The sequence below is a fragment of the uncultured Brevundimonas sp. genome (genome assembly GCF_937863155.1).
Lineage (GTDB): Bacteria > Pseudomonadota > Alphaproteobacteria > Caulobacterales > Caulobacteraceae > Brevundimonas.
Genome location: NZ_CALMFB010000049.1, coordinates 45,343 through 67,709, shown reverse-complemented (window position 1 = coordinate 67,709; position 22,367 = coordinate 45,343). Strand labels below are relative to the sequence as shown.

Here is a 22,367-nt window from a genome sequence, read left to right as displayed (position 1 = left end):
TCCACCGCTTCGCGGTTCCCCTCCCCCGATGGGGGAGGATTTGCGACGCCCGGCTCATCGCACGTCCGTCCACGACCGGCTCAGCAGCACGGCGCAATTGATGACGCCGACCAGGGAATAGGTCTGCGGGTAGTTGCCCCACAGTTCATCGGTTTCGACCGCGATGTCCTCGCTCAGCAGGCCCGCATGGGTCCGGCGCGACAGCATCTGGTCGAACAGCTCGCGCGCCTCTTCGGTGCGGCCGTTCAGGTGCAGGGCCTCGATGAACCAGAAGGTGCAGAAGTTGAAGGCCGTCTCCGGCTCTCCGAAATCGTCCGGCTCGACATAGCGGAACAGATAGGGGCCCTTCTTCAGGTCGCGCTCGATAGCGTCGAAGGTGCCGACCTGGCGCGGATCGCGGGCGTCCAGAAAGCCGAGGTCGGTCAGTTGCAGCAGGCTGGCGTCCAGTTCGCGCCCGCCGAAACTGGCGCCGAACCGGCCCTCGTCAGGCAGGAAGGCTTCCGCCTCGATCCGTTCACGGATGGTCTGGGCCCGTTCGCGCCAGACCTCGGCCCGCGAGGCCAAGCCCAGATGTTCCGCCGCCTTGGCCAGCCGGTCGCAGGCGGCCCAGCACATGACCGAGGAATAGACATGCACCCGCGCGATGGTGCGGAACTCCCACAGGCCGGCGTCCGGCTGGTCGTGCAGGGCGAAGGCGCGCTCTCCGACCTTTTCCAGGGCGTGGAAATCATCAATGGACCCCGGCCGGATCAGCCGCTGATCATAGAAGCTCTGCACCAGCGGCAGGACGATCTGTCCGTACACGTCGTGTTGCAGGTGTTCGCGCGCCTGGTTGCCGACACGGACCGGCTTCATGCCGCGATAGCCGTCAACCGTATCGACGATCCGTTCGTCGATCTCGGCCTCCAGCCCGACGCCATAGACCGGCTGGACGTGCCCCCCTCCCGAGGCGTCCACCAGATTGCGCAGATAGCCGAGATAGTTCTCCAGCAGATCGACCGCGCCCAGCCGGTTCAGCGCCCGCACGACATAATAGGCGTCGCGTATCCAGCAGTAGCGATAGTCCCAGTTGCGGCCGCTTTCGGGGAATTCCGGCACCGAGGTGGTCAGGGCCGCGACGATGGCGCCCGTCTCTTCATAGGCGCACAGCTTCAGGGTGATGGCCGCGCGGATCACCGCCTCCTGCCAGTCCAGCGGCAGATACAGGGTGCGCACCCAGTCGCGCCAATAGGCGACGGTGTGGTCCAGGGCGGCGGCCACCCCCGGCCCCACCGCCTGGTCATAGCCTTCGTCCGGCCCCAGGAAGAAGGCCAGGGGCCGCTCCAGCCGGAACAGCCGCTCCTCGGTCACATGCGACACCGGACAGTCGGTGGTCAGTCGGAAGGTCGCGCCGGTGCACAGATAGCGGACGTGGTTCGATCCGGCCGTGCGGGCAGCGGGCCTTTCGCCCCAGTCGGCGGCGGGGCGCAGCCGCACCCGGATGCGCGGCGCGCCTTCCAGCGTCCGAACGATGCGGGCGAAGGCCAGGGGGCGATAGGTGCGGTCATGCTTGCGGTGACGCGGGGCGAAATCCAGCACCTCGACCGCCGCGCCGTCCTGGGCCGTCAAGACGGTGCGCAACACGGGCGTGTTGCGGACATAGGCCTGATCGACGCGCTTGAAGCCCTCCAGCTGGATGTCCCAGAAGCCGTGCTCGGGATCGTCGCCGTCCATCAGGGCCGAAAATAAAGGGTCGCCGTCCACGCGCGGCGCGCAGGCCCAGACATAGCGGCCGTTGCGGTCGATCAGGGCGCTGACGGAGCAGTTGCCGACCGGGGCCAGGTCCAGATCGGGGCGGTTCATGCCGGCGCTCCAGCCAGAGTCTCCAGCCAGTCCAGAATATCGCCCTGGTCCGGCAGGCGCCAGACGGCGGCCGTGGCGCGCGGTGGGCCGACCAGAACGCCTTGCCCGCCCAGAGCGGCGGCGGCGACGAAGGCGTCTTCATCGGTCAGGTCGTCGCCCAGCATGACCGGAACCGCGCCGGCGAACGGCGCCGTCTGCATGAAGGCGGTCAGGGCCGAGCCCTTGTCGGCGCCGGGGGTGCGCAGCTCCACCACCATGTCGCCGCCCTGCAGCCTCAGGCCGGTGGCGGCCGCCAGATCCCGGGCCAGGTCCAGGGCTGCATGGGCGTGGTCGGGCGCCAGCCGATAGTGCAGGGCGGTGGACAGGCCCTTGTCCTCGACCTGGGCGCCGGGGCGGCTGCGGGCGAAGTCGCGAAACGCCGCGACAGCCTCGCCCAGGGCCGGATCAGCCAGGGCGGACCGGACCGCTCCGTCATGACGGCGTTCCAGCCCATGCACGCCTGCCGCGCTGGCCACCGCGCCGTCGGTAATGCGGTCGATTTCCGACAATGTCCGTCCACTGATGATCGCCAGGCGCCCGTTCAGGCGCACGGCCAGACGACGCAGAACCGCTGTGCGGCGCGCATCGGCCGTCACGGCCTCGGGCGTGGCCATGATCGGCGCCAGCACCCCGTCCATGTCCAGGAACAGGGCGATCCGGTCGGCGTCCAGCAGGGGCGGCGGCAACAGGTCGGCGTGTCCGGCGGGGCTGGGCATGGGTCTCCTGACGATGTGACGACGTTTCCCCCCAACCCAACGCATCGGCACGGCGAAGGTTGTCAGAAACTTCGGCCCCGGTTGTGAAACGGCGCGCCCTGGTGCAATTCGCGCCGATGACCGGCGCCATCCCCGCATCCCCGCCCCAGGCCATCGCAACCATGACCGACCGCGCCCGCGAAGTGGTCCGTCTGAACATCGCCGCCCTGGAGGCTCTGGAGCGGTCGATCGACGCCAGCGTGGCGCGCGCCTGCGACATCATCCTGGGTCGGCCGGGCTATGTGGTGGTCACCGGCATGGGCAAGTCGGGCCATATCGGCGGCAAGATCGCCGCCACCCTGGCGTCCACCGGCACCAACGCCTTCTTCGTGCACCCGGCGGAGATGAGCCACGGCGACCTGGGCATGCTGCGGTCGGACACGACGCTGCTGGCCCTGTCCAACTCTGGCGAGAGCCGCGAACTGCGCGATCCGCTGATCTTCTGCCAGCGCAACGGCATTCCGGTCATCGGCATGACCCAGCGGGCGTCCAGCTTCCTGGGGCGGCATTCGGACGTGACCCTGCTGATGCCCAAGGTGGCCGAGGCCTGCCCCAACGGCCTGGCGCCCACCACCTCGACCCTGATGACCCTGGCGCTGGGCGACGCCCTGGCCATGGTGCTGATGGACCGGCGCGGCTTCTCGGCGATGGATTTCGGCCTGCACCACCCCGGCGGCGCCCTGGGCATGAGCCTGCAGAGCGTGCGCGAATGGATGGGCGACAATCACGCCGCCCCCGCCAGCGTGCCCGAAACCGCCCGCTTCGCCGAGGTGGTGTCGGCCATCACCGAGGGCCGCAAGGGCGCGGTCGCCGTGGTGCGGGCGGACGGAACCCTGGCGGGCATGATCACGGATGGCGACGTGCGCCGCGCCTTCGCCCAGGACATCACGGCCCTGACCGCCGCCGATATCATGAGCCCCCGGCCCATCACCGTCGAACCGGACGCGCGGATGAGCGACGTGATCGACCGCCTGGCCTCCAACCGGATCAACAATCTGTTCGTGATCGACGACGGCCGGCCCGTAGCCATCGTGCATATTTCGGAACTGATCCAGGCCGGCTACGTCGCCTGACGGTCCAAGCGCGCGGTTGACCGTTTTCCGGGGCGGTGGGATACCGCCGGGGTCCGAGAGGGACGCTGCGTCGGGTCCGTATGTCCTCCATCTGTATCGACGGCTTCAACCTGGCCCTGGCCAAGGGGTCGGGCATCGCCACCTACGGCCGCAACCTGCTGACCAACGCTCGGGCCATCGGCCATGGAACCCAGGTGCTGTACGGCCCGCCCAGCGGCCGCAAGAAGAACGCCGTGGTCAATGAGGCCCTGCTGGTCGACGCCGACCGGCCGGCCCGCAAGGTCAGGAAAAGCGAACGCTTCCAGCGCACCTTGACCACCCGGTTCGGCCGCACCGCCCATCCGATCCTGCCGTCGGGCGAGGTGATCTGGCCCAGCCGGGGCGGCGGCCGGCCCGAGGCGGACTATTTCTGGGCCGCCGGTGACCTGTACCACTACGCCAACCGCGCCTTTGCGGCCTATCGCACCGACACGCCCGTGTCCTTCGCCGCCACGGATCAGGCGCGGGCGCCGGATGTGATGCACTGGACCGTCGGCCTGCCGCTGCACGCCAAGGGCGCGGCCAACATCTATACGATCCACGACCTGATCCCCCTGCGCCTGCCGCACACCACCATGGACGACAAGGACGTCTTCCTGGACCTGTGCCGCACGGTGGCGCGCCGGGCCGACCATATCGCCGTGGTGTCCGAAACCACCCGCCAGGACGTGATCCGCATCCTGGGCGTGGCCGAGGACCGGGTGACCAACACCTATCAGGCGGTCAGCCTGCCGCCCAAGCTGACGGGCCGCAGCCAGGCCGAGGTGGCGCTGGAGCTGGAAGGCGTCTTCAACCTGGGCTGGAAGAGCTATTTCCTGCATTTCGGCGCCATCGAGCCCAAGAAGAACCTGGGCCGGATTGTCGAGGCCTATCTGGCGTCGGGCGTGACCAGTCCGCTGATCCTGATCGGCGGCCGCGCCTGGCTGGACGAGCCGGAAACCGCCCTGCTGCGTCAGGTCAAGGCCGACGGCGGCCCCTCGGCCGACCGCATCCGCCAGTATGACTACATGCCCTTTTCGATGCTGATCAGCCTGATCCGCGGGGCCAAGGCGACCCTGTTTCCGTCTCTGTACGAAGGCTTCGGCCTGCCGGTGCTGGAATCCATGGCCCTGGACACCGCCGTGCTGACCTCGACCGGCGGATCGCTGCCCGAGGTGGCGGGCGAGGCGGCCTTGAGCGTCGATCCCTATGACGTGCAGGCCCTGACGCGCGGCATCCAGGCGCTGGACACGGACGAGGCGCTGCGCGACGCCCTGGTCGAAAAGGGGCGTCTGCAGGCGGCGAAATTCTCGCCCGAAGCCTATCAGGCGCGCCTGCGCGAGCTTTACGCCAAAGTCGGGGCCTGATGCGCGGCCGGGTGCTGTTCGACGCCAGCCGCCTGTTAAGCCGCACCGAGCGCGGGGCGCCGACCGGCGTGGACCGGGTCTGTCTGGCCTATGCCGAATGGCTGTTGTCCCTGCCGGGGGTCGAGGTGGCGCCGGTGCGATCCAAGCGCGACGCCCTGGTCGCCGTCGATCCGGCCTGGTTCGCCGACAGCGTGGCCGAGATGCGCGGCAAATGGGCCGGCGCCCACGCCGCCCGCGCCCTGACGGCCCATGAGAAACGCCTGTTCGAGGCCCTGAGGGCGCCCGCGCCGCCGACCCAGTCGGTGGTCAGCCCCGCCCCGCCGCCCGAGGACGCCAAGACGGCCAAGGTGGCCCGGCCGGGCCGCGTCTGGCGCCAGTTCCTGAACTCGCGCCCCCTGGCGTCGGACCTGACGGGCGAGCTTTATTTCAACGTCGGCCACACCAGCCTGAACACGCCGGGCATCCTGACCGACCTTGCCGCGCGCGGGATCGAGCGGGTGGTGATGATCCACGACCTGATTCCGGTGACCCACCCGGAGTTCTGCCGCCCCGGCGACGGCGCGCGGCATCGGCGCCGGGCGCGCATCGCCCTGGCCCACGCCTCGCGCCTGCTGGTCAACTCCCAGACCACGGCCGACGAAGTGGCCCGCTTCGCCGCCGCCGAGGGCCTGGCCCCGCCGCCGGTGACCGTGGCGCATCTGGGGGTCGAGCCGATCTTCCACCGCAACGGCGGCCCGGCGGACCTGCCGCCCTATTTCGTCCATGTCGGCACCATCGAGGCGCGCAAGAACCTGGCCTTCCTGCTGACCGTCTGGCGGCGCCTGGCCGAGCGCATGGGACCGGCCGCGCCGCGCCTGGCGCTGATCGGCCGTTATGGCTGGGAGAATGAGACGGTTCTGGATCATCTGAACCGCTCGCCCGCCATCCAGGGCCTGGTGCATCAGGCCAGCGACCTGCCCGACGCGGCGCTGATGGAGCTGATGCGCGGCGCCCGCGCCGTCCTGGCGCCGTCCGAGGTCGAGGGTTTCGACCTGCCGGCGGTGGAGGCCTCGGCCCTGGGCGTGCCGCTGATCGCCTCGGACATCGGCGCCCACCGCGAACTGACGCCCCACGCCCGGCTGATCGATCCGCTGGACGGGCCGGGCTGGATCAAGGCGCTGGAGGCCGCGACGCTGAAACGGCCGCGCGCGCCGGACCCCTATGCGGCGCCGACCTGGGACCAGCATTTCGACACCGTGTGCCGGGCGTTGAAACGCCAGCGCTGAACGAACCTTCACCGCGCCACTGGTCCGTCGCCCCAAAGGCGATTAAGCAGGGGACCGCGAGCCAAACAGCCGAGGCGCCATGTCGCGTTCCATCCTGACCCTGATCCTGCTGGCCGCCCTGGGCGGCTGTTCCACCCTGCCGCGCGACGGGCCGTCGTCCAAGGCCGTGGATCGCGGCGCCGCGACGCCCGACAGCTTGGGCGGCTATGCCCTGGTCCAGCTGGACTATGCGGTCAGCGAGCGGGTCAAGGCGATCCCGCCGCGCTTCCTGGGCAGCCTGGCCGACGCCACCAGTTCGGCGCCGCTGGATGTCATCGGCGTCGGCGACGTGCTGGCCGTGTCGGTGTTCGAGCCGTCGGGCGCCCTGTTCGGACGCGGCGTGTCCAATGGCGCCGCGACGGGCGCCGTGGCCGGCGTGCAGGGCGGGGGCCAGACCCTGCCCGGACTGGTCGTGGACCGCGACGGTCATGTCGGCGTGCCCTTCGGCGGGCGCGTGCGCGTGCTGGGCCTGACCCCGCCCGAGGCGTCCGACGCCATCCGACGCGCCCTGGTGGGCAAGGTCGGCAACCCCCAGGTCACCGTGGCCGTGGCCCAGAACAACTCCAACACCGTCACCGTGCTGGGCGATGTGCGCCAGCCGGGGCGCGCGCCCCTGAACGTCAACGCCGACCGCATCCTGGATGTGCTGGCCGCCGCCGGGGGTTCGCCCCGCGCGGTCGAGGACGCCATCGTCAACATCCAGCGCGACGGCCGCACCTTCTCGGCCCCGCTCAGCGCCGTGACCACCGATGTGGCCGAGAATGTGCGCCTGCGTCGCGGCGACGTGGTCAATGTCACCTTCCGCCCGCGCCGCTATTCGACCTTCGGCGCCCTGGGCGCGGTGCGCCAGACCGATCTGCCGCCGGGCGCGCCGCTAAGCCTGACCGGCGCCCTGGGCGTGGCCGGGGGGCTGGATTCCAACAGCGCCAACGCCCGCCGCGTCATGGTCTTCCGCTTCGAGCGGCCCGAGGTGGCCCAGGCCCTGGGCCTGACCCAGGCGCCGACCCCGCGCGGCGTGCCGGTGGTCTATCAGCTGGACCTGGCCGAGGCCTCGGGCTTCTTCATCGCCAGCAATTTCGAGATCCAGGCCGACGACGTGGTCTATGCGCCGCGCGCCGGGGCCGCCGAGGCGCGCAAATTCTTCGAATTCGTCCAGACCATCACCCGCGTCGTCTATGACGTCTCGGTCACCAGCGCCCTGAACATCGACTGACGGGCATGAAGGCGTGGCGCGGCCTGTTCGGGCGTCGCCGGCGCGATCCGGTCGCGACCGACCCGCCTGCGGCCGACCCCTTCGACGCGGCGGGCCGTCTGACGCCCGAGCCGGACGCCCTGTCGGTTCTGCTGGACCGGATCGAGGCGACGGCTCTGGCCGTCTATGCCGAGCATGGCCTGCCCACGCGGCGCGGCCATTACCGCAAGGGGCCGCGCGCCGCCCACTGGCGCTGGGTCGCCGAACACCTCAGCCCCGAAGAACGGTTCGACCGTGTCCTGGCCCAGCCGCCGGAAAAGGGCTGGCGCCACGGCGTTCTGGAAGACCTGGGCGCGCAAGAGGCCGCCCGGCCGCGTCTGATCGAGGCGTCGCGGCTGCTGAAGGGAACGGCCGCCCTGCGGCGCCGGCTGGCGGACGGGGCCATGGCCGATGATCTGGCCGTCGCCCTGGCCCTGGGGTCGCGGTGGCGCCGCCTGCGCGACAGCCACGCCCTGCGCGCCGGATCACGGCTGAAGCTGAAGCCGCCCGCATCGGCCCAGACCCCCGTATCGACAGGGACCAAGACCCGGCCTAAACCCCGCCCATGACCGACGCCGACAACCACCCCACTGGCCAGCCGGTCGGCCGCATGGTCGCCATGCCCGCCGACACCAACCCCGAGGGCGACATCTTCGGCGGCTGGCTCTTGGCGCACATGGACCTGGCGGGCGCCACCCCGGCCTTCGAGCGGGCGCAAGGACGCTGCGTGACCATCGCCCTGGACGCCATGGTGTTTCACCAGCCGGTCAGCGTTGGCGACGAGGTGTCGATCTACGCCAACATCATCAAGACCGGCCGCACCTCGATCCGCGTCCATGTCGAGGCGTGGAAACGTTCGCGCTATCGGGCCAGCGACGCGCCCGTGCGGGTGACCGAGGGCGTCTTCACCTATGTGGCCATCGACGACCAGCGCCGCCCGCGCGAACTGCCGCCGCTGGATGCGGCATAACCTACTGCGGCGCTGGGAAATCTTGACCCGGGACGCCGCCGGGCCTACCTGACCGGCATGGCCATTCGTCGCATCCTGACCATCGACAACGCCGCCGACCTGGCGATCCTGAAACAGGTGTCCCAGCCCGTCGCAGGGGTGGACGACGCCGTGCGCGCCCTGATGGACGACATGCTGGAGACCATGTACGCGGCGCCGGGCATCGGCCTGGCCGCCGTGCAGGTGGGGGCGCTGGATCGCGTCATCGTCATGGATCTGGGCGACCGCGAAGGCGCGGGCGACCTGGATGAAGACGCCGAACCCACCGAAGAGGCCGCCCTGGCGCGTCGCAATCCGCGCCATTTCGTGAACCCCGAGATCCTGTGGGCCTCGGACGAGATGTTCACCTATGAGGAAGGCTGCCTGTCCATCCCGGAATATTTCGACGCCGTGGAACGCCCGGCGCGGGTGCGGATCAAATATCTGAACTACGCCGGTCAGACGGTCGAGGAAGAGGCCGAGGGCCTGTACGCCGTCTGCATCCAGCACGAGATGGACCATCTGAACGGGGTGCTGTTCATCGATCACCTGTCGCGGCTGCGGCGCGAACGCGCGGTGGCCAAGGTCAAGAAACACGCACGGATGGCCGCCTGATGTCGCGTCGTCGCCAGAAAAAGGGGTTCACCCGCGTCATCGATCCGTCGGGCCGTCGTCGCCTGACGCGCGGGGAAAAGGCCGGCGTCGCCTCGGTCGCCACCCTGGTCGGGGTCGGGCTGATCGGCCTGGTCGCGGGCCTGCTGATCGACCGGCTGCTGGACTTCAACGACGTGCTGGACACCGGCGGCGAATGGGATGAGGGCGGCGGCGTCTTCACCCGCTGGGACTGAAGCTGGCCCTAGGCTCGCGACGCGGTCGCTCGCGGCTTGAGGGCATGGCCTAGCCCTATGCTCTCGACGCGGTCGCTCGCGGCTTGAGGGCTGGGGCGCTTTGCCCTAACCGTCGGCGCCCAGACGTGCGCTGCCTGTCGGCGCGGCCCAGCCGGATCGAACCATGCGCCTCGCCTTCATGGGCACCCCCGAATTCGCCGTGCCGTCCCTGGCCGAACTGATCGCCGCCGGGCACGAGATCACAGCCGTCTATTCCCAGCCGCCGCGCCCCAAGGGCCGGGGTCAGAAGCTGACGCCGTCGCCCGTGCACGCCTTCGCCGAGACCATGGGCCTGCCGGTCTTCACGCCCGAGACGATGAAGGCGGCCGAGGCGATCGCGACCTTCCAGAGCCTGGACCTGGATGCGGCCTGCGTCGTCGCCTATGGCCAGATCCTGACGCGGGCGGTGCTGGAGGCGCCGCGCCTGGGCTGTTTCAACCTGCATGGGTCGCTGCTGCCGCGCTGGCGCGGGGCGGCGCCGATCCAGCGCGCCATCATGGCCGGCGACGTCCAGACGGGCGTGCAGATCATGCGCATGAGCGAAGGTTTGGACGAAGGGCCGGTGCTGCTGGGCGAAGTGCTGCCGATCCGGGCCGACGACACCGCCGCCACCCTGGGCGACCGCATGGCGGTGACCGGCGCCGCCCTGTGGCCCCGCGCCCTGGCGGCCATCGAACGGGGCGCGGCGGTCGAGACGGCGCAAGCGGGCGAACCGACCTATGCCCGCAAGATCAGCCCGGCCGAGGCCCGCATCGACTGGACCCGCCCTGCGGCCCAGGTGGACGCCCACATCCGCGGCCTGTCGCCTTTTCCCGGCGCCTGGTTCGAGGCGCCGTCGCCCGAAGGGCCGGTGCGCATCAAGGCCCTGATGTCGGCTGTGGCTGACGGCGCGGGCGCGCCGGGCGCCCTGCTGGACGACGCCCTGACCGTGGCCTGTGGTTCCGGCGCGGTGCGCCTGATCCGGGTCCAGCGCGCAGGCAAGGCGGCGCAAGGCGCGGACGAGATGCTGCGCGGCTTCCCCCTCGCGTCGGGGACGGTGCTGGGCTGATGCCGCGCTATCGCGCCACGGTCGAATACGACGGCTCGGCCTACAACGGTTTTCAGGCCCAGGCGGGCCAGCCGACGGTTCAGGGCGTGATCGAGACCGCCATCACCGCCTTCTGCGGCGAAACCGTGCGCATCGCCGCCGCGGGGCGCACCGACACCGGGGTGCATGCGACCGGCCAGGTGGTCAGTTTCGACCTGGATCGCGACTGGCCCGCGCGCACGGTCATGAACGCCCTGAACGCCCACATGGTCGAACAGGCGACGGCGGTCCTGGACTGCGCGGTCGTGGACGGCGACTGGCATGCACGGTTTTCAGCGACCGGCCGGCGCTATCTGTACCGCATCCTGAACCGGCCGGGCCGCCCGGCGCTGGACCGGGGGCGGGTCTGGCATGTGAAGGGCGAACTGGACGTGGCGGCCATGAGTACGGCGGCCGCGCATCTGGTGGGGCGGCACGACTTCACCACCTTCCGCGACGCCGGCTGTCAGGCCGCCAGCCCGGAGAAGACCCTGGACGTCGCCCGCGTCGAGCGGGTGGGCGAAGAGGCGCATCTGCATTTCGCGGCGCGCAGCTTCCTGCATCGCCAGGTGCGGTCCATGACCGGCTCTCTGGTCCAGGTGGGCCTGGGCCGCTGGTCGCCCGAGGATCTGAAGGCGGCGCTGGACGCGCGCGACCGCGCCGCCTGCGGCCCGGTTGCGCCGTCGGACGGGCTTTATCTGACCGGTGTAGAGTACGGCTAAGCTCCCCCCTTCCGCTCATCCCCGCGAAAGCGGGGACCCAGTCCTTTGGGCGATGAGCGGTGAATGCAGTCCGCCTCCGCTAGTCCAACCGCACATCGCGTAGCTCTCACTGGGTCCCCGCCTTCGCGGGGATGAGCGGCGCTGGAATTGACTGAGGCCCCGGAGTGATCCGGGGCCTCGTCATGTCAGGATCGGACCTGAGAGCTGAAATCAGCCCTCGTCGCCGGGGGTCTCGGCCTTGCCGGTTTCCGGCACGACGGCGCCCTTGGGCGCGCGCTGGGTCTGGCGTTCGGCGATCCGGGCCGACTTGCCGCGACGGTCGCGCAGATAATACAGCTTGGCCCGGCGCACGACGCCGCGGCGCTTGACCTCGATGGACTCGACGTTCGGCGACAGGATCGGGAATTTCCGCTCCACGCCCTCGCCGAAGGAAATCTTGCGGACGGTGAAGGTCTCGTTCACGCCGCCGCCGTCACGGGCGATGCAGACGCCTTCGAACGCCTGGATGCGTTCGCGATCGCCTTCCTTGATGCGGACGTTGACGCGCAGGGTGTCGCCCGGCTGGAATTCGGGGATGGTCTTGCCTTCGAGCAGGCGGGCTTTTTCTTCTGCAGCGAGCTGCTGGACGATGTTCATTCTATTCTCCTCGGGCTTTTGCGCCCTTTAGCTGTGAGTTGGCGGAATACGTCGCCCAGAGGTCCGGTCGCCGCTCCCGCGTGGTCGTCTCCCGCTGCGCCTGGCGCCATTGGTCGATCCGCTTGTGATCGCCCGACAGCAGCACCTCGGGTATATCCAGCCCCTCGAACGTCCGCGGTCGCGTGTACTGCGGATGCTCCAGAAGCCCGTCCTCGAAGCTCTCGGACGACAGGCTGTCCGCCTGGCCCAGAACTCCGGGGATCAGTCTTACGCACGCCTCGATCGCCACCATGGCCGCCGCCTCGCCACCGGCGAGAACCGCGTCGCCGACGGCGACCTCCTCGAACCCCCGGGCGTCGAGCACCCGCTGGTCCACCCCCTCGAACCGGCCGCACAGGACGACGACGCCGTCCGCCTTGGCCCAGTCCTTGACGCGCGCCTGGGTCAGGGGCCTGCCCCGGGCGCTCATGTACAGAAGCGGACGTTTCGGCCCGGTCAGGCTGTCGACAGCCCGGGCCACCACATCGGCTTTCAGCACAGCTCCAGGGCCGCCACCCGCAGGGGTGTCGTCCAGGAAGCCGCGCGTATCTGTGGAAAAGGCCCGAATGTCAACCGTATCCAGGCTCCACAGCCCCTTCTCGCGCCAGGCCGTGCCGATCAGCGACACCCCCAGCGGGCCGGGGAAAGCCTCGGGAAACATGGTCAGGACGGTGACGGCATAGGTCATGGCGCGCGCCTATAGCCCATTTAGAGGCCGAAACGGGAATCCTTCTCCCGCTTGCGGGGGAAGTGTCGTGCCGTCGAGCGCAGCGAGACGCATGACGATGGGGGAATTACAGAAGGCTCCCCTCTCCGACCCTCGCGGCGCGCCGCGCCGTCGTCGGGCCACCTCTCCCGCTAGCGGGAGAGGGATGGGTCACCTCAGCGCCAGGGTCGCCTGCTTGATCTCGACATATTCGTCGATGCCGTGGATCGAGCCTTCACGGCCATAGCCGGACTGTTTCACCCCGCCGAACGGAGCCACGGCGGTCGAGATCAGGCCGGTGTTGACCCCGCACATGCCCGCCTCGATCCCGCGCGCCACGCGCATGGCCCGGTCCAGGTCGCGGGTGAAGAGGTAGGAGGCCAGGCCGAAGTCGCTGTCGTTCGCCTTCGCCAACACCTCGGCCTCGGTCTCGAACGGGAAAACCGGGATCAGAGGGCCGAAGGTCTCCTCCGCCCGGAACAGCGTATCGTCCCCGCCCAGGGTCACGGTCGGCTGGAAGAAGCGGCCGCCCAGGGCATGACGTTCGCCGCCCGTCAGCACCCGCGCGCCCGAGGCGGTGACGCGGCGCAGATGATCCTCGATCTTGTCCAGCGCCTTGTCCTCGATCAGGGGGCCGACCTTGACGCCCGGTTCGAAGGCCGGGCCGACCGGTATCCGGGCCACCTCGGCCGCCAGGCGTTCGGCATAGGCGTCGGCGACCGACGCCTGGACATAGACCCGGTTCGGACAGACGCAGGTCTGGCCCGAGTTGCGGAACTTGCCCTTGATGGTTTCGGCCACGGCCTGGTCGATGTCGGCGTCTTCGAACACGATCAAGGGGGCGGCGCCGCCCAGCTCCATCGACAGCCGCTTCAGGGTCGGGGCGCATTGTTCGGCCAGCTTGCGCCCGACCGGCGTCGAGCCGGTGAAGGACAGTTTTCGGATCAGGGGCGAGGCGGTCAGCACCCCGCCGATGGTCGCCGCATCGCCGGTGACGACGCTGAGCGCGCCCTTGGGCACGCCGGCCTGATAGGCCAGCTCGACCAGAGCCAGGGCGGTGAAGGGGGTCTGGGACGCCGGTTTGACCACGGCGGTGCATCCGGCGGCGAAGGCCGGTCCCAGCTTCCGCGTCAGCATGGCGGCGGGGAAGTTCCACGGGGTGATCAGGGCGCACGGCCCCACCGCCTGACGGAAGGTCAGGATGAGATGACCCAGCGGACTGTCCTGGGTTTCCCCGATCAGGCGCTCTGCCTGGCCTGCGAACCAGGTGACGAAGCCGTTGGCGTAGGCGACTTCGCCCTTGGCCTCCGCGAAGGGTTTGCCGTTCTCGATGGCCATCAGGGCGCCGAGCGCTTCCGTATTGTCGTCGATCAGCCGCGCCCAGTCCCGCATGATCCGCGCACGGTCATGCGGGTCGGAGCGGGACCAGTCGGGAAAGGCGTCATGGGCGGCCCGGATGGCGCGCTCGGTCTCGGCGACCCCGAGGCTGGGAACGTGGCCGATGACCTCGCCGGTGGCCGGATCGTCGACGGCGATGGTCTTATCCGCCGTCACCGCCTCGCCCGCGATCAGGGCGTGCTGGCGCAGAAGGTTCAGTCCGGCGGCGCGGGCGTCGGCCATGGGAGGCTCCATCGGGTCAGAGTCAGGCGACCGTAGCGGTCCCGTCGTCAACGCGCACCCGCCGAAACGGCTGCCGCTGCCCATAGGTGGCCCAGCGCCACAGCCATTCCGCCGGCCCGAACCGATAGCGCGCCAGCCACCATCGGCTGAAGACGATCTGCATCGCGAAGAAGACCACCGCCGCGATCAGACAGAAGGTCGGCCCGGCGTAACGCACCCAGCCCAGGCCGAAGCCGTTCAGCACGAGCATGAAGAAAACGCTCTGGATCAGATAGTTGGTCAGGGCCATCTGGCCCACGGCGCCCAGGCCCGACAGACGCCGCCGCCACCCGGGCGTCTGGCACAGCACCACCAGGCCGCACCCGTACCCCAGCGCCAGCACCAGCTGCCCGGCCGGCTTGGCCAGGACGACCAGGATCTCAAGCTCGCTGGGATAGGACAGGCGCATCAGGTCGATCAGCGGATCGACCCCCGCCAGGACCAGCCCGCCGACCAACAGTCCCGGCAGGGCCCGGCGGAACCCGGTGGCGTAACGCGCCGTGTCCTGCATCCAGCCCTGGCGATGGATCCAGGCCCCCAGCAGGAAACGGCCCAGGATGGTGACGGCGAAGACATAGCCCAGCGGCGAGCCATAGAACTCCGGTCCGGCCATGGCCCACAGCTCGCGCACATAGGCCAGATAGTCATGGCCCAGAAAGACGTCCCACCGCCGCGCCCTCCCCGCATCGGTCAGGGCGAAGACCGCCGGCTGCCGGCCCTCGGGCGTAATCAGCGACAGCCACACATCCCCCGCCAGCGCCGTGCCCAGCGACAGGATCAGGCCGACCCCCAAGAGCATGATCCCCGGCCAGCGCCGCGTCAGCATCAGCACCAGACCCATCAGGGCGTAGGCGTGCAGGATGTCCCCGGCCCACAAAAGCAGGAAATGCGCCACCCCCAGCGCCAGCAGGATCAGGATGCGCCGCCGATACAGCCGCCCGGCGTCCAGCCCGCGCGCCTCGATCCGGTCGCTCATCATGGCGAAGCCGAAGCCGAACAGCATGGAGAACAGGGCCTGGGCCTTGCCATAGGCCAGCCATTCGGTGACCCGGCCGATATGGCGGTCCAGCCCCTCGCCCCACAGATGCACGATGCGGTCGGCCGAGACGATGTAGTCGGTATAGCCGTACATGTTCACCCACAGCACGCCGAACAGGGCGAGGCCGCGGATGATGTCCAGTTCGCCGATCCGCGCGTTCGCCGCGATCGGGGCCAGTGGTGCGTCGGCCATGATGTCTTCCCCCGACCGGCACGGTTTCACGAACGGCGTTCCGTGTCGATCAGGTCTCGATGGCGTCCAGGTCGCGATGCCGCGTCTCGGGCAGCCACAACAGGCTGACGATCACCGCGATGGCGGTGAAGACGATCGAATACCACAGGCCGAAATAGATGTTCCCCGACCAGGCCACCAGGGCGAAGCTGGCGGCCGGCAACAGGCCGCCGATCCAGCCGGTGCCGATGTTGTAGGGCAGGCTCATGGCCGTATAGCGCACCCGCGTGGGAAACAGCTCGACCAGGGCCGCCGCCTGGGGTCCGTAAAGGGCGGTGGCCGCGACGATGAAGATCATCAGTATGGCGAAGGTCAGCGGGAAGTTCAGCCGCGCCGGATCGGCCCGTTCGGGATAGCCCGCCTGGTCCAGGGCCGCCTTGACCCGCGCCTCGACATCGGCCCGCGCGGCCTTCAGCCCGGCCGTGTCCAGCCCCGCCCCCTCGACCGAGGCGACCGGAGCCCCGCCGACATGGACCATCGCCAGGGCGCCCGGCGCCGCCGCGACATTGGCATAGCCGACGCCGGCGTTGGACAGGACGCTCTTGGCGATGTCGCATGAACTGGCGAACGCCGCCTTGCCGATGGGGTCGAACTGGACCGAACAGGTCGCCGGATCGGCCGCCACCGTCACCGGCGCCCGCGCCTGGGCTTCGGCCAGGGCCGGATTGGCGGCGCGGGTCAGGGCGTGGAAGCCGGGGAAGAAGGCGACCAGCGCCAGGATCATGCCGAACAGCATCACCGGCTTGCGCCCCACCTTGTCCGATAGCCAGCCGAAGAAGACATACAGCCCCGCCGAGGCCACGGTGATGGCCAGGACCAGTTGGTCGACCGTGGCCACATCCACCTTCAGAACCCGCTCCATGAAGAAGCGGGTGTAGAAATAGCCGCAGTACCAGACCGCGCCCTGGGCGATCATGATCCCGAACAGAGCCAAGAGGACGAACCGTCCGTTGCGCCAGGTCAGGAAGGCTTCGCGATAGGGCGCGCGTCGTTCGCCGCCCTCGGCCTCCATCCGCTTGTAGGCCGGGCTTTCGTTCAGCTTCAGCCGGATCCACAGCGAGATGGCCAGCAGCAGGGCCGACAGCAGGAAGGGGATGCGCCAGCCCCATTCATCGAACGCCTCGACTCCCACGATCCAGCGGGTGACCAGAATGACCGACAGGGCGCCGATCAGGCCCAGGGCCGCCGTGGTCTGGATCCAGCCGGTCAGAAAGCCGCGCTTCTTCACCGGCGCATGCTCGGCGACATAGATGGCCGCCCCGCCGTATTCGCCGCCCAGGGCGAACCCCTGCAGCACCCGCATCAGCAGCAGCAGAACCGGCGCCGCCATGCCGATCTGGCCATAGTCGGGCAACAGGCCGATGGCCACGGTGGCCACCCCCATCAGGGTGATGGTGACCAGAAAGGTCGTCTTGCGCCCGGTCCGGTCCCCGAACCAGCCGAACACCAGGGCGCCCAGGGGCCGCACCACGAAGCCGACGCCGAATGTCAGCAGCGCCAGGATATAGGCCGTGGCCTCGCCCACATCGGCGTAGAAATGCCGCGCGATGATGGTGGTCAGCGACCCGAAGATGAAGAAGTCGTACCACTCGAACGCAGTGCCGGCCGCCGAAGCGCCCACCACCGTTTTCAGACCGGGGCCGTCCCGGCCCTCGGTCGTCGTCCCCGTCTCGGCCATGTCGCCTCCCCGCGATGCCGTTCGCCGCGCCTCTTAGCGGGCGTGGTCGGGCGGGAGACTAGACCATTTTCGGTTCAGTCGGAATCGACTGAACCCAGAACAATGGTCCAGCATAATTCTGGAGCGAATATCTGGGTTCAGTTGGACCTGCGTCCAACTGAACCGTTTTTCGCTCTAGCAGGACTGCGCCCTGCGAAAAGCCCCGCCGGCGGAACCGGCGGGGCCTGGATCATCGACCGTGTTGGACGATCAGGTCTTGGCGTCTTCGGCGGCGCCGGTCACGGCGTTGCCGGCGGCCGAGGCGTCGCGGCCGACGCCGGAAATGGTGTTGCAGGCGGCCGTCGTCAGGGCGGCGGCGGCGGCGAACAGAACGAACAGCTTGCGCATCTTGAACCTCCTTGCGGCCGCCTTGGAAGGGAGGGAAGGGCGGCGGGTCGCAGGAACAACGGCGTCGCGCGGTTCAGGTTCCGGCCTCGCGGCGGATGATGTCGGCCGGGTCGTCGGGAATGACGGCCTCGGGCGTGGCGAAGGTCATTCGGGCGATGCTGCCGCCCTCGGAGCCGGGAACCAGTTCGGCCTCGCCGCGCAACTGTTTGGCGAAGGCGTTCATCAGGGTGCGGCCGACGCCGCGGGCCTGGGCGTCGGTCACGCCGGGGCCGTCGTCCTGGACCTCCAGCACGCTGGTGTCGCCCTGGACGCGGAACCGCACCTTCAGATCGCCGCCGCGCCCGGCGAAGGCGTGCTTCTGGGCGTTCGACACCGCCTCGACCAGCCACAGGGCCAGGGGCGCCAGCTTGTCCGGGTCGATCACCAGGCTGTCGGCGTCGACCGAACTGGTCACCATGGGCCCACGCAGGGCCTCGCCGGCCACCAGCTGTCCGACCAGATCGCCCAGGAAGACCTTGGCGTCGGCATAGCGCAGGTCGGCGCTCTGATAGAGGGTGCGATAGATCAGGGCCAGGGCCGCGATCCGCTGGCGCGTGTCGCCCACCGCCGCCTTGGCCGCCGGATCCGTCAGGGCGCGCTGCTGCATCGACAGAAGGGACGAGATGATCTGAAGATTGTTCTTCACCCGGTGATGGATCTCGCGCATCAGCGCGTCCTTTTCGGACAGGGAGTCCAGCAGGGCGCGGTCGCGGGTGGTGATGGTTTCGGCCAGGTCGTCCAGGGTGCGGGCCAGGACGCGGATTTCGGTCGGGGCGTGGGCGGCCTGGATCGGGCGCACGCTGAACCGGCCGCGCGCATAGATGGCGGCGATCCGCTCCAGATAGTCCAGCCAGCGCACCACGATCCGCTCGGACACCAGCATCACCGCCGCGAAGGCCGTCAGCCAGGCGCCCAGCGGCAGCAGCAGATTGCCGATGGGGTTCAGCACCGCCCAGGACCACAGGTCGGGCGCCGGCGCCGACAGCACGACATAGACGTCGCGCCCCGCCAGGGCCGCCCCGCTGAAGACCCGATGGCCGCGCGCGGCGGTGTCGCCCTCGAACAGCGACGATCCGCCCGCCGTGTCGCGGGCGCGGTCGACCCAGCCTTTCAGGCCGCGCCCCTTCAGATCGAAGGCGGCCGGATCGGTCGAGATCAGCACATTGCCCTGGGCGTCCGTCAGGGCGGCCTGCGAGCCTGCGGGCAGGTCGGGATCGGTGACGTCGGGTTGCAGCGCCTCCAGCGGGATCACCGCCGTCATGGCCCCGTCGAACCGGCCCATCGGCCGCTCGGAACGCACGGCCACGATGACGGAAGGCCCGTCGGCGACCCGTCCGTTCGCGCGCATGACGACGGCGTGTTCGCCGCTGCGCAGACGTTGGAACCAGGGCCGGCCGCGCACGACCTCGGGCGTGGAGGTGGCCATCGCCGGACGGGAGCCGCACACGATGTCGCCGGTGGGGGACATGCGGTACAGCGCCTGATAGCCCTCCAGCCGCTGGACCAGCGACGACAGCCGCGGCCCGCAATAGGCGCCCAGGGTTTCCGGCGACAGGGCGTCCAGCAGCACGACCGTGCTGTCCAGCCGCGCCTTGGCCGACAGGGACGCCCGCGTGGCCGCCAGTTGCAGCGCCTGGGCGCGGTCGGCCTCCTGCACGCGGAAATCCGCCTGCATCTGAACGATCGACAGGATGATCACCGGCAGAAGGGCGAAGGCCATGGCCACGCCCAGCCGGAATCGGATGCCCTGGAACCGAGGCGGCGCCAGGCCGCGCCCCCAGGATCGACCGATAGACCGGCCCAGCGACCGGCCCAGCCGCAGCACCGCCTCAGCCCTGACGCTGACCGCTCAGGCGGTCGGCTTCGCCCAGGATGGCCCGCATGGCGTCGCCGGCGGCCTGGCCGTCGCGGGCGTAGCCGCCGCGCTCCAGCGTCGCCTGCAGCGCCTTGCGGGCGCGGCTGACGCGGCTTTTGACCGTGCCGACGGCGCAGTTGCAGATGGCGGCGGCTTCTTCGTAGGCGAAGCCGCCGGCGCCGACCAGGATCAGGGCCTCGCGCTGTTCCTCGGGCAGGGTCTTCAGCGCCTGGCGCAGCTCGTCCAGGGCCACCGGCGCCTCGGGGTCGTCGACGGCCACCAGGGTGCGTTCGGCCGCCTCCTGGTCCAGTTGCGACTGGCGCCACGAGCGGCGCTTCTCGGAATAGAATTGATTGCGCAGGATCATGAAGGTCCAGGCCTTCATATTGGTGCCCATCTGATAGCTGGCGCGGGCGTCCCACGCCTTCATCATGGCGTCCTGGGCCAGGTCGTCGGCCGCCGTCGGATCGCCGGTCAGGGTGCGCGCAAAGGCCCGCAGGTGCGGGATCAGCACCACCAGTTCGCGCTTGAACCGCTCATCGTCGCTGGAGGGCGGCTTGGCCGCGCCGCGCGCGCTCATGCGCCGTCTCCGCGCCGGTCGTCGGCGCGGCGCAGGATGTCCAGGAATTCGTCGGGAACCGGTTCGTTGACCACTTCGTCGAACAGGTGGCGCAGCTTGACCCCGATGGCCTGTTGCCTCAGCCGCGCCTCTTCCAGCGCAGGCCCTTCGTCCGGCTTGCGCCGCATCTCTTTATCCTTGGCCATCAGTTGGTCGTCGCGCCCCGAAACGCCCTAGCGGGCTTTACTCTGGAAGCGGCAACGCGATGGGCGGCGTGCGGTTCCTGAACGGCAAGAAAAATATGCTGAAGCTTGTCGATTGCGGGAACCCGTCCGTTGGCGGTGCGTTCGGCTTGACTGTAGGGGCGCGTCGTTCGGCGGGCCCGTCATCGAGTCGGGGACTGTAGAACAATGAGCCTTCTGGCCAGACTTGCGCCGCACCTGCCCTATGTCCGTCGTTACGCCCGCGCCCTGACCGGCGATCAGACGACCGGCGACAACTATGTGCGCGTGGCGCTGGAGGCCCTGGCCGCCGGCGAGCGCCAGCTGTCGCCGGACATGACGCCGCGCGTGGCCCTGTATCATGTGTTCCACGCCATCTGGGCCTCGACCGGCGCCCAGCTGGAGGACACCAGCGGCCTGGAGGCCCAGGACGACGCCTCGCGCCGCCTGATGCGCATCGCCCCGCGTTCGCGCCAGGCCTTTCTGCTGACGGCGCTGGAGGGCTTCACCCCGTCTGAAGCCGCCCAGATCCTGGACGCCGATCCGTCCGAGGTCGAACGCCTGATCGGCGAGGCCCAGTCGGACATCGACGCCGAACTGGCCACCGAGGTCCTGATCATCGAGGACGAGGCCATTATCTCGGCCGATATCGAAAGCCTGGTGCGCGAGCTGGGCCATACGGTCACCGCCACCGCCACCACCCACGACGAGGCCGTCGATGCGGTGGCGCGCCAGCGGCCGGGCCTGGTTCTGGCCGACATCCAGCTGGCCGATGGCTCGTCCGGCATCGATGCGGTGAAGGATATCCTGAAGCGGTTCGACGTGCCGGTGATCTTCATCACCGCCTTCCCCGAGCGTCTGCTGACCGGCGAACGGCCCGAGCCGACCTTCCTGATCACCAAGCCGTTCCAGCCGGAAACGGTGAAGGCGGCGATCAGCCAGGCCCTGTTCTTCCATCCGACGCGCCGTCGCCAGGCGGCCTGACGCCTTCAGCGACCCGAAACGAAAAGGCCCCGGTTTCGCGACCGGGGCCTTGTCTTTCCGCCATCAGCCGACCGGCGGGGGCGCTGGTGCGGGCGCGCTGTCCTTGAAGGCGGCGACATCGACGGCCTGGTCGCCCTTGTTGGCGTTGGTCGCGGCGAAACCGCCCTGGCTGACGAACCACAGGCCCAGCAACAGCACCGCCGCCGCCCCGGCCGACACGATCAGCAGGGTCAGGATGCGGACCCCGCCGCGGCCCTGGCGTACATATTGCGCTTCGACCGGCCGGCCCTGGTGCACGGCGTCGGCGGCGCGGTCGTGGGGATTGTCAGGGGTCATGGCGGCCTCCAGCGGAAGGTGAACGGATCAGCCCGATCAACGCCGCCCCGGCTTGGCCGTTCCGTACGTCGCGCCGCCAGCGGGTGTGCGAGAAATAATTCGTCCGGGCCGGGAACCGGCGTTCGCCTGTCGGGTTATCAGGTGTGCGGAGGCGGCGACGCCCCCCCGACTTGAGACCGGCCACAGCCGGTCAGTCGCCTCCGCGCCTCATTCTCGATGATGCCACTTGCCAGAGCGGGTTCTTCGGAACCCGCTCTTTTCTTTTGGCCGCGCCCCGATCAGGCGCCGCCGAAATCCAGATCCTTGCGGGCCGAGATGATGGTGACGATGAACCCGGCCAGCACGTCCAGCATGACCATGGTCACGATCAGGAAGAAGGTCGAGGTGGCGAAGCCGCGGATCAGCAGGAACTCGACCAGGCAGACCACGAACAGGATCATCGAAAGGGCGTGATTGACGATGGCCACCTTCTGGCTGGACGTCGATTTCAGAAGTTCGAAGAACAGCAGGATCAGCGCCAGGAACAGGATCAGGTCGCCCGGCCCGACGTTCCAGCTGGCGCCCGAGGCCATGGGGATGGCGAACATGGGTTCGCGCAGGGCCGCATCGGCCCCGGCCATGCTGGCCCCCGTCAGGCCGTTGGCGAACACCACCAGATTGTACAGGACCACCGGGATCAGCAGCAGCGGCACGGCGATCAGCATGG

24 protein-coding genes are annotated in these 22,367 nt (G+C 69.5%); 11 read left to right on the top strand and 13 right to left on the bottom strand.

Translation table 11 applies throughout. The features are described from left to right. Positions 1–54: 54 nt before the first annotated feature. Together Q0581_RS07425 and otsB are read right to left on the bottom strand one after the other, a co-directional pair. Positions 55–1,842 (bottom strand): glycoside hydrolase family 15 protein, encoded by a 1,788-nt coding sequence (locus Q0581_RS07425; RefSeq protein WP_298699025.1) that lies wholly within the window; start codon positions 1,840–1,842, stop codon positions 55–57. Further along, positions 1,839–2,597 carry a trehalose-phosphatase gene (gene otsB, locus Q0581_RS07420; RefSeq protein WP_298699024.1) on the bottom strand — a complete coding sequence of 253 codons (759 nt, stop codon included), beginning with the start codon at positions 2,595–2,597 and terminating at the stop codon, positions 1,839–1,841. The genes Q0581_RS07425 and otsB overlap by 4 nt, the downstream gene beginning before the upstream one ends. A 101-nt stretch (positions 2,598–2,698) precedes the next feature. Between otsB and Q0581_RS07415 the strand changes: the two genes are divergently transcribed. The 10 genes from Q0581_RS07415 to truA all read left to right on the top strand — a co-directional run bounded on the left by Q0581_RS07415 (position 2,699) and on the right by truA (position 11,292). After that, positions 2,699–3,709, top strand: coding sequence for a KpsF/GutQ family sugar-phosphate isomerase (locus Q0581_RS07415; protein ID WP_298699022.1), 1,011 nt, complete (start codon positions 2,699–2,701; stop codon positions 3,707–3,709). Between the two features lie 80 nt (positions 3,710–3,789). Next, positions 3,790–5,094 carry a glycosyltransferase family 1 protein gene (locus tag Q0581_RS07410; RefSeq protein ID WP_298699020.1) on the top strand — a complete coding sequence of 435 codons (1,305 nt, stop codon included), beginning with the start codon at positions 3,790–3,792 and terminating at the stop codon, positions 5,092–5,094. Next, a complete protein-coding gene (locus Q0581_RS07405) occupies positions 5,094–6,359 on the top strand; it encodes a glycosyltransferase family 1 protein (protein ID WP_298699019.1) in 1,266 nt (421 codons plus the stop codon). The genes Q0581_RS07410 and Q0581_RS07405 overlap by 1 nt, the downstream gene beginning before the upstream one ends. Before the next feature lie 79 nt (positions 6,360–6,438). Continuing rightward, the gene (locus Q0581_RS07400; protein WP_298699018.1) at positions 6,439–7,611 is read left to right on the top strand and encodes a polysaccharide biosynthesis/export family protein; all 1,173 of its coding nucleotides are present in this window, start codon (positions 6,439–6,441) and stop codon (positions 7,609–7,611) included. A 5-nt stretch (positions 7,612–7,616) separates the two neighbouring features. Continuing rightward, positions 7,617–8,198, top strand: coding sequence for a hypothetical protein (locus Q0581_RS07395; RefSeq protein ID WP_298699016.1), 582 nt, complete (start codon positions 7,617–7,619; stop codon positions 8,196–8,198). After that, positions 8,195–8,599 carry an acyl-CoA thioesterase gene (locus Q0581_RS07390; RefSeq protein WP_298699015.1) on the top strand — a complete coding sequence of 135 codons (405 nt, stop codon included), beginning with the start codon at positions 8,195–8,197 and terminating at the stop codon, positions 8,597–8,599. Before Q0581_RS07395 ends, Q0581_RS07390 begins: the two co-directional genes overlap by 4 nt. 57 nt (positions 8,600–8,656) lie before the next feature. Beyond that, complete coding sequence (gene def, locus Q0581_RS07385) at positions 8,657–9,232, top strand: peptide deformylase (protein ID WP_298699014.1); 576 nt, start codon at positions 8,657–8,659, stop codon at positions 9,230–9,232. Continuing rightward, a complete protein-coding gene (locus tag Q0581_RS07380; protein ID WP_298699013.1) occupies positions 9,232–9,465 on the top strand; it encodes a hypothetical protein in 234 nt (77 codons plus the stop codon). The genes def and Q0581_RS07380 overlap by 1 nt, the downstream gene beginning before the upstream one ends. Before the next feature lie 163 nt (positions 9,466–9,628). Further along, positions 9,629–10,552 (top strand): methionyl-tRNA formyltransferase, encoded by a 924-nt coding sequence (fmt, locus tag Q0581_RS07375; protein WP_298699011.1) that lies wholly within the window; start codon positions 9,629–9,631, stop codon positions 10,550–10,552. Next, the gene (gene truA, locus Q0581_RS07370; protein ID WP_298699009.1) at positions 10,552–11,292 is read left to right on the top strand and encodes a tRNA pseudouridine(38-40) synthase TruA; all 741 of its coding nucleotides are present in this window, start codon (positions 10,552–10,554) and stop codon (positions 11,290–11,292) included. The genes fmt and truA overlap by 1 nt, the downstream gene beginning before the upstream one ends. Positions 11,293–11,502: 210 nt before the next feature. Here truA and rplS read toward each other — a convergent pair whose 3' ends face one another. From rplS to Q0581_RS07325, 9 genes are all read right to left on the bottom strand, one after another. Beyond that, the gene (gene rplS / locus Q0581_RS07365; protein WP_298699008.1) at positions 11,503–11,928 is read right to left on the bottom strand and encodes a 50S ribosomal protein L19; all 426 of its coding nucleotides are present in this window, start codon (positions 11,926–11,928) and stop codon (positions 11,503–11,505) included. Between the two features lies 1 nt (position 11,929). Then, positions 11,930–12,655 carry a tRNA (guanosine(37)-N1)-methyltransferase TrmD gene (gene trmD / locus Q0581_RS07360; protein WP_298699006.1) on the bottom strand — a complete coding sequence of 242 codons (726 nt, stop codon included), beginning with the start codon at positions 12,653–12,655 and terminating at the stop codon, positions 11,930–11,932. Positions 12,656–12,844: 189 nt separating this feature from the next. Next, positions 12,845–14,293 (bottom strand): NAD-dependent succinate-semialdehyde dehydrogenase, encoded by a 1,449-nt coding sequence (locus Q0581_RS07355; RefSeq protein WP_298699004.1) that lies wholly within the window; start codon positions 14,291–14,293, stop codon positions 12,845–12,847. A 22-nt stretch (positions 14,294–14,315) separates the two neighbouring features. Next, entirely contained in the window at positions 14,316–15,563 is a 1,248-nt protein-coding gene (locus tag Q0581_RS07350; protein ID WP_298699002.1) for a DUF418 domain-containing protein, read from the bottom strand. Between the two features lie 49 nt (positions 15,564–15,612). After that, on the bottom strand, positions 15,613–17,280 hold the full coding sequence (locus Q0581_RS07345; protein WP_298699001.1) for an MFS transporter: 1,668 nt from the start codon (positions 17,278–17,280) through the stop codon (positions 15,613–15,615). Positions 17,281–17,529: 249 nt separating this feature from the next. Beyond that, positions 17,530–17,667, bottom strand: coding sequence for an entericidin EcnA/B family protein (locus Q0581_RS07340; RefSeq protein ID WP_298699000.1), 138 nt, complete (start codon positions 17,665–17,667; stop codon positions 17,530–17,532). Positions 17,668–17,740: 73 nt separating this feature from the next. Further along, the gene (locus tag Q0581_RS07335) at positions 17,741–19,426 is read right to left on the bottom strand and encodes a sensor histidine kinase (RefSeq protein WP_298698999.1); all 1,686 of its coding nucleotides are present in this window, start codon (positions 19,424–19,426) and stop codon (positions 17,741–17,743) included. Positions 19,427–19,535: 109 nt separating this feature from the next. Beyond that, on the bottom strand, positions 19,536–20,141 hold the full coding sequence (locus tag Q0581_RS07330; RefSeq protein WP_298698998.1) for a sigma-70 family RNA polymerase sigma factor: 606 nt from the start codon (positions 20,139–20,141) through the stop codon (positions 19,536–19,538). Then, entirely contained in the window at positions 20,138–20,326 is a 189-nt protein-coding gene (locus Q0581_RS07325) for a NepR family anti-sigma factor (RefSeq protein WP_298698997.1), read from the bottom strand. The genes Q0581_RS07330 and Q0581_RS07325 overlap by 4 nt, the downstream gene beginning before the upstream one ends. A 204-nt stretch (positions 20,327–20,530) precedes the next feature. On the opposite strand from Q0581_RS07325, the gene Q0581_RS07320 reads away from it, so the two are divergent. After that, positions 20,531–21,325 (top strand): response regulator, encoded by a 795-nt coding sequence (locus tag Q0581_RS07320; RefSeq protein ID WP_298698996.1) that lies wholly within the window; start codon positions 20,531–20,533, stop codon positions 21,323–21,325. A 63-nt stretch (positions 21,326–21,388) separates the two neighbouring features. On the opposite strand, the gene Q0581_RS07315 is transcribed toward Q0581_RS07320, so the two are convergent. Together Q0581_RS07315 and Q0581_RS07310 are read right to left on the bottom strand one after the other, a co-directional pair. After that, complete coding sequence (locus Q0581_RS07315) at positions 21,389–21,661, bottom strand: hypothetical protein (RefSeq protein ID WP_298698994.1); 273 nt, start codon at positions 21,659–21,661, stop codon at positions 21,389–21,391. Between the two features lie 278 nt (positions 21,662–21,939). Further along, positions 21,940–22,365 carry a hypothetical protein gene (locus Q0581_RS07310; RefSeq protein WP_298698993.1) on the bottom strand — a complete coding sequence of 142 codons (426 nt, stop codon included), beginning with the start codon at positions 22,363–22,365 and terminating at the stop codon, positions 21,940–21,942. Between the last annotated feature and the right edge of the window lie 2 nt (positions 22,366–22,367).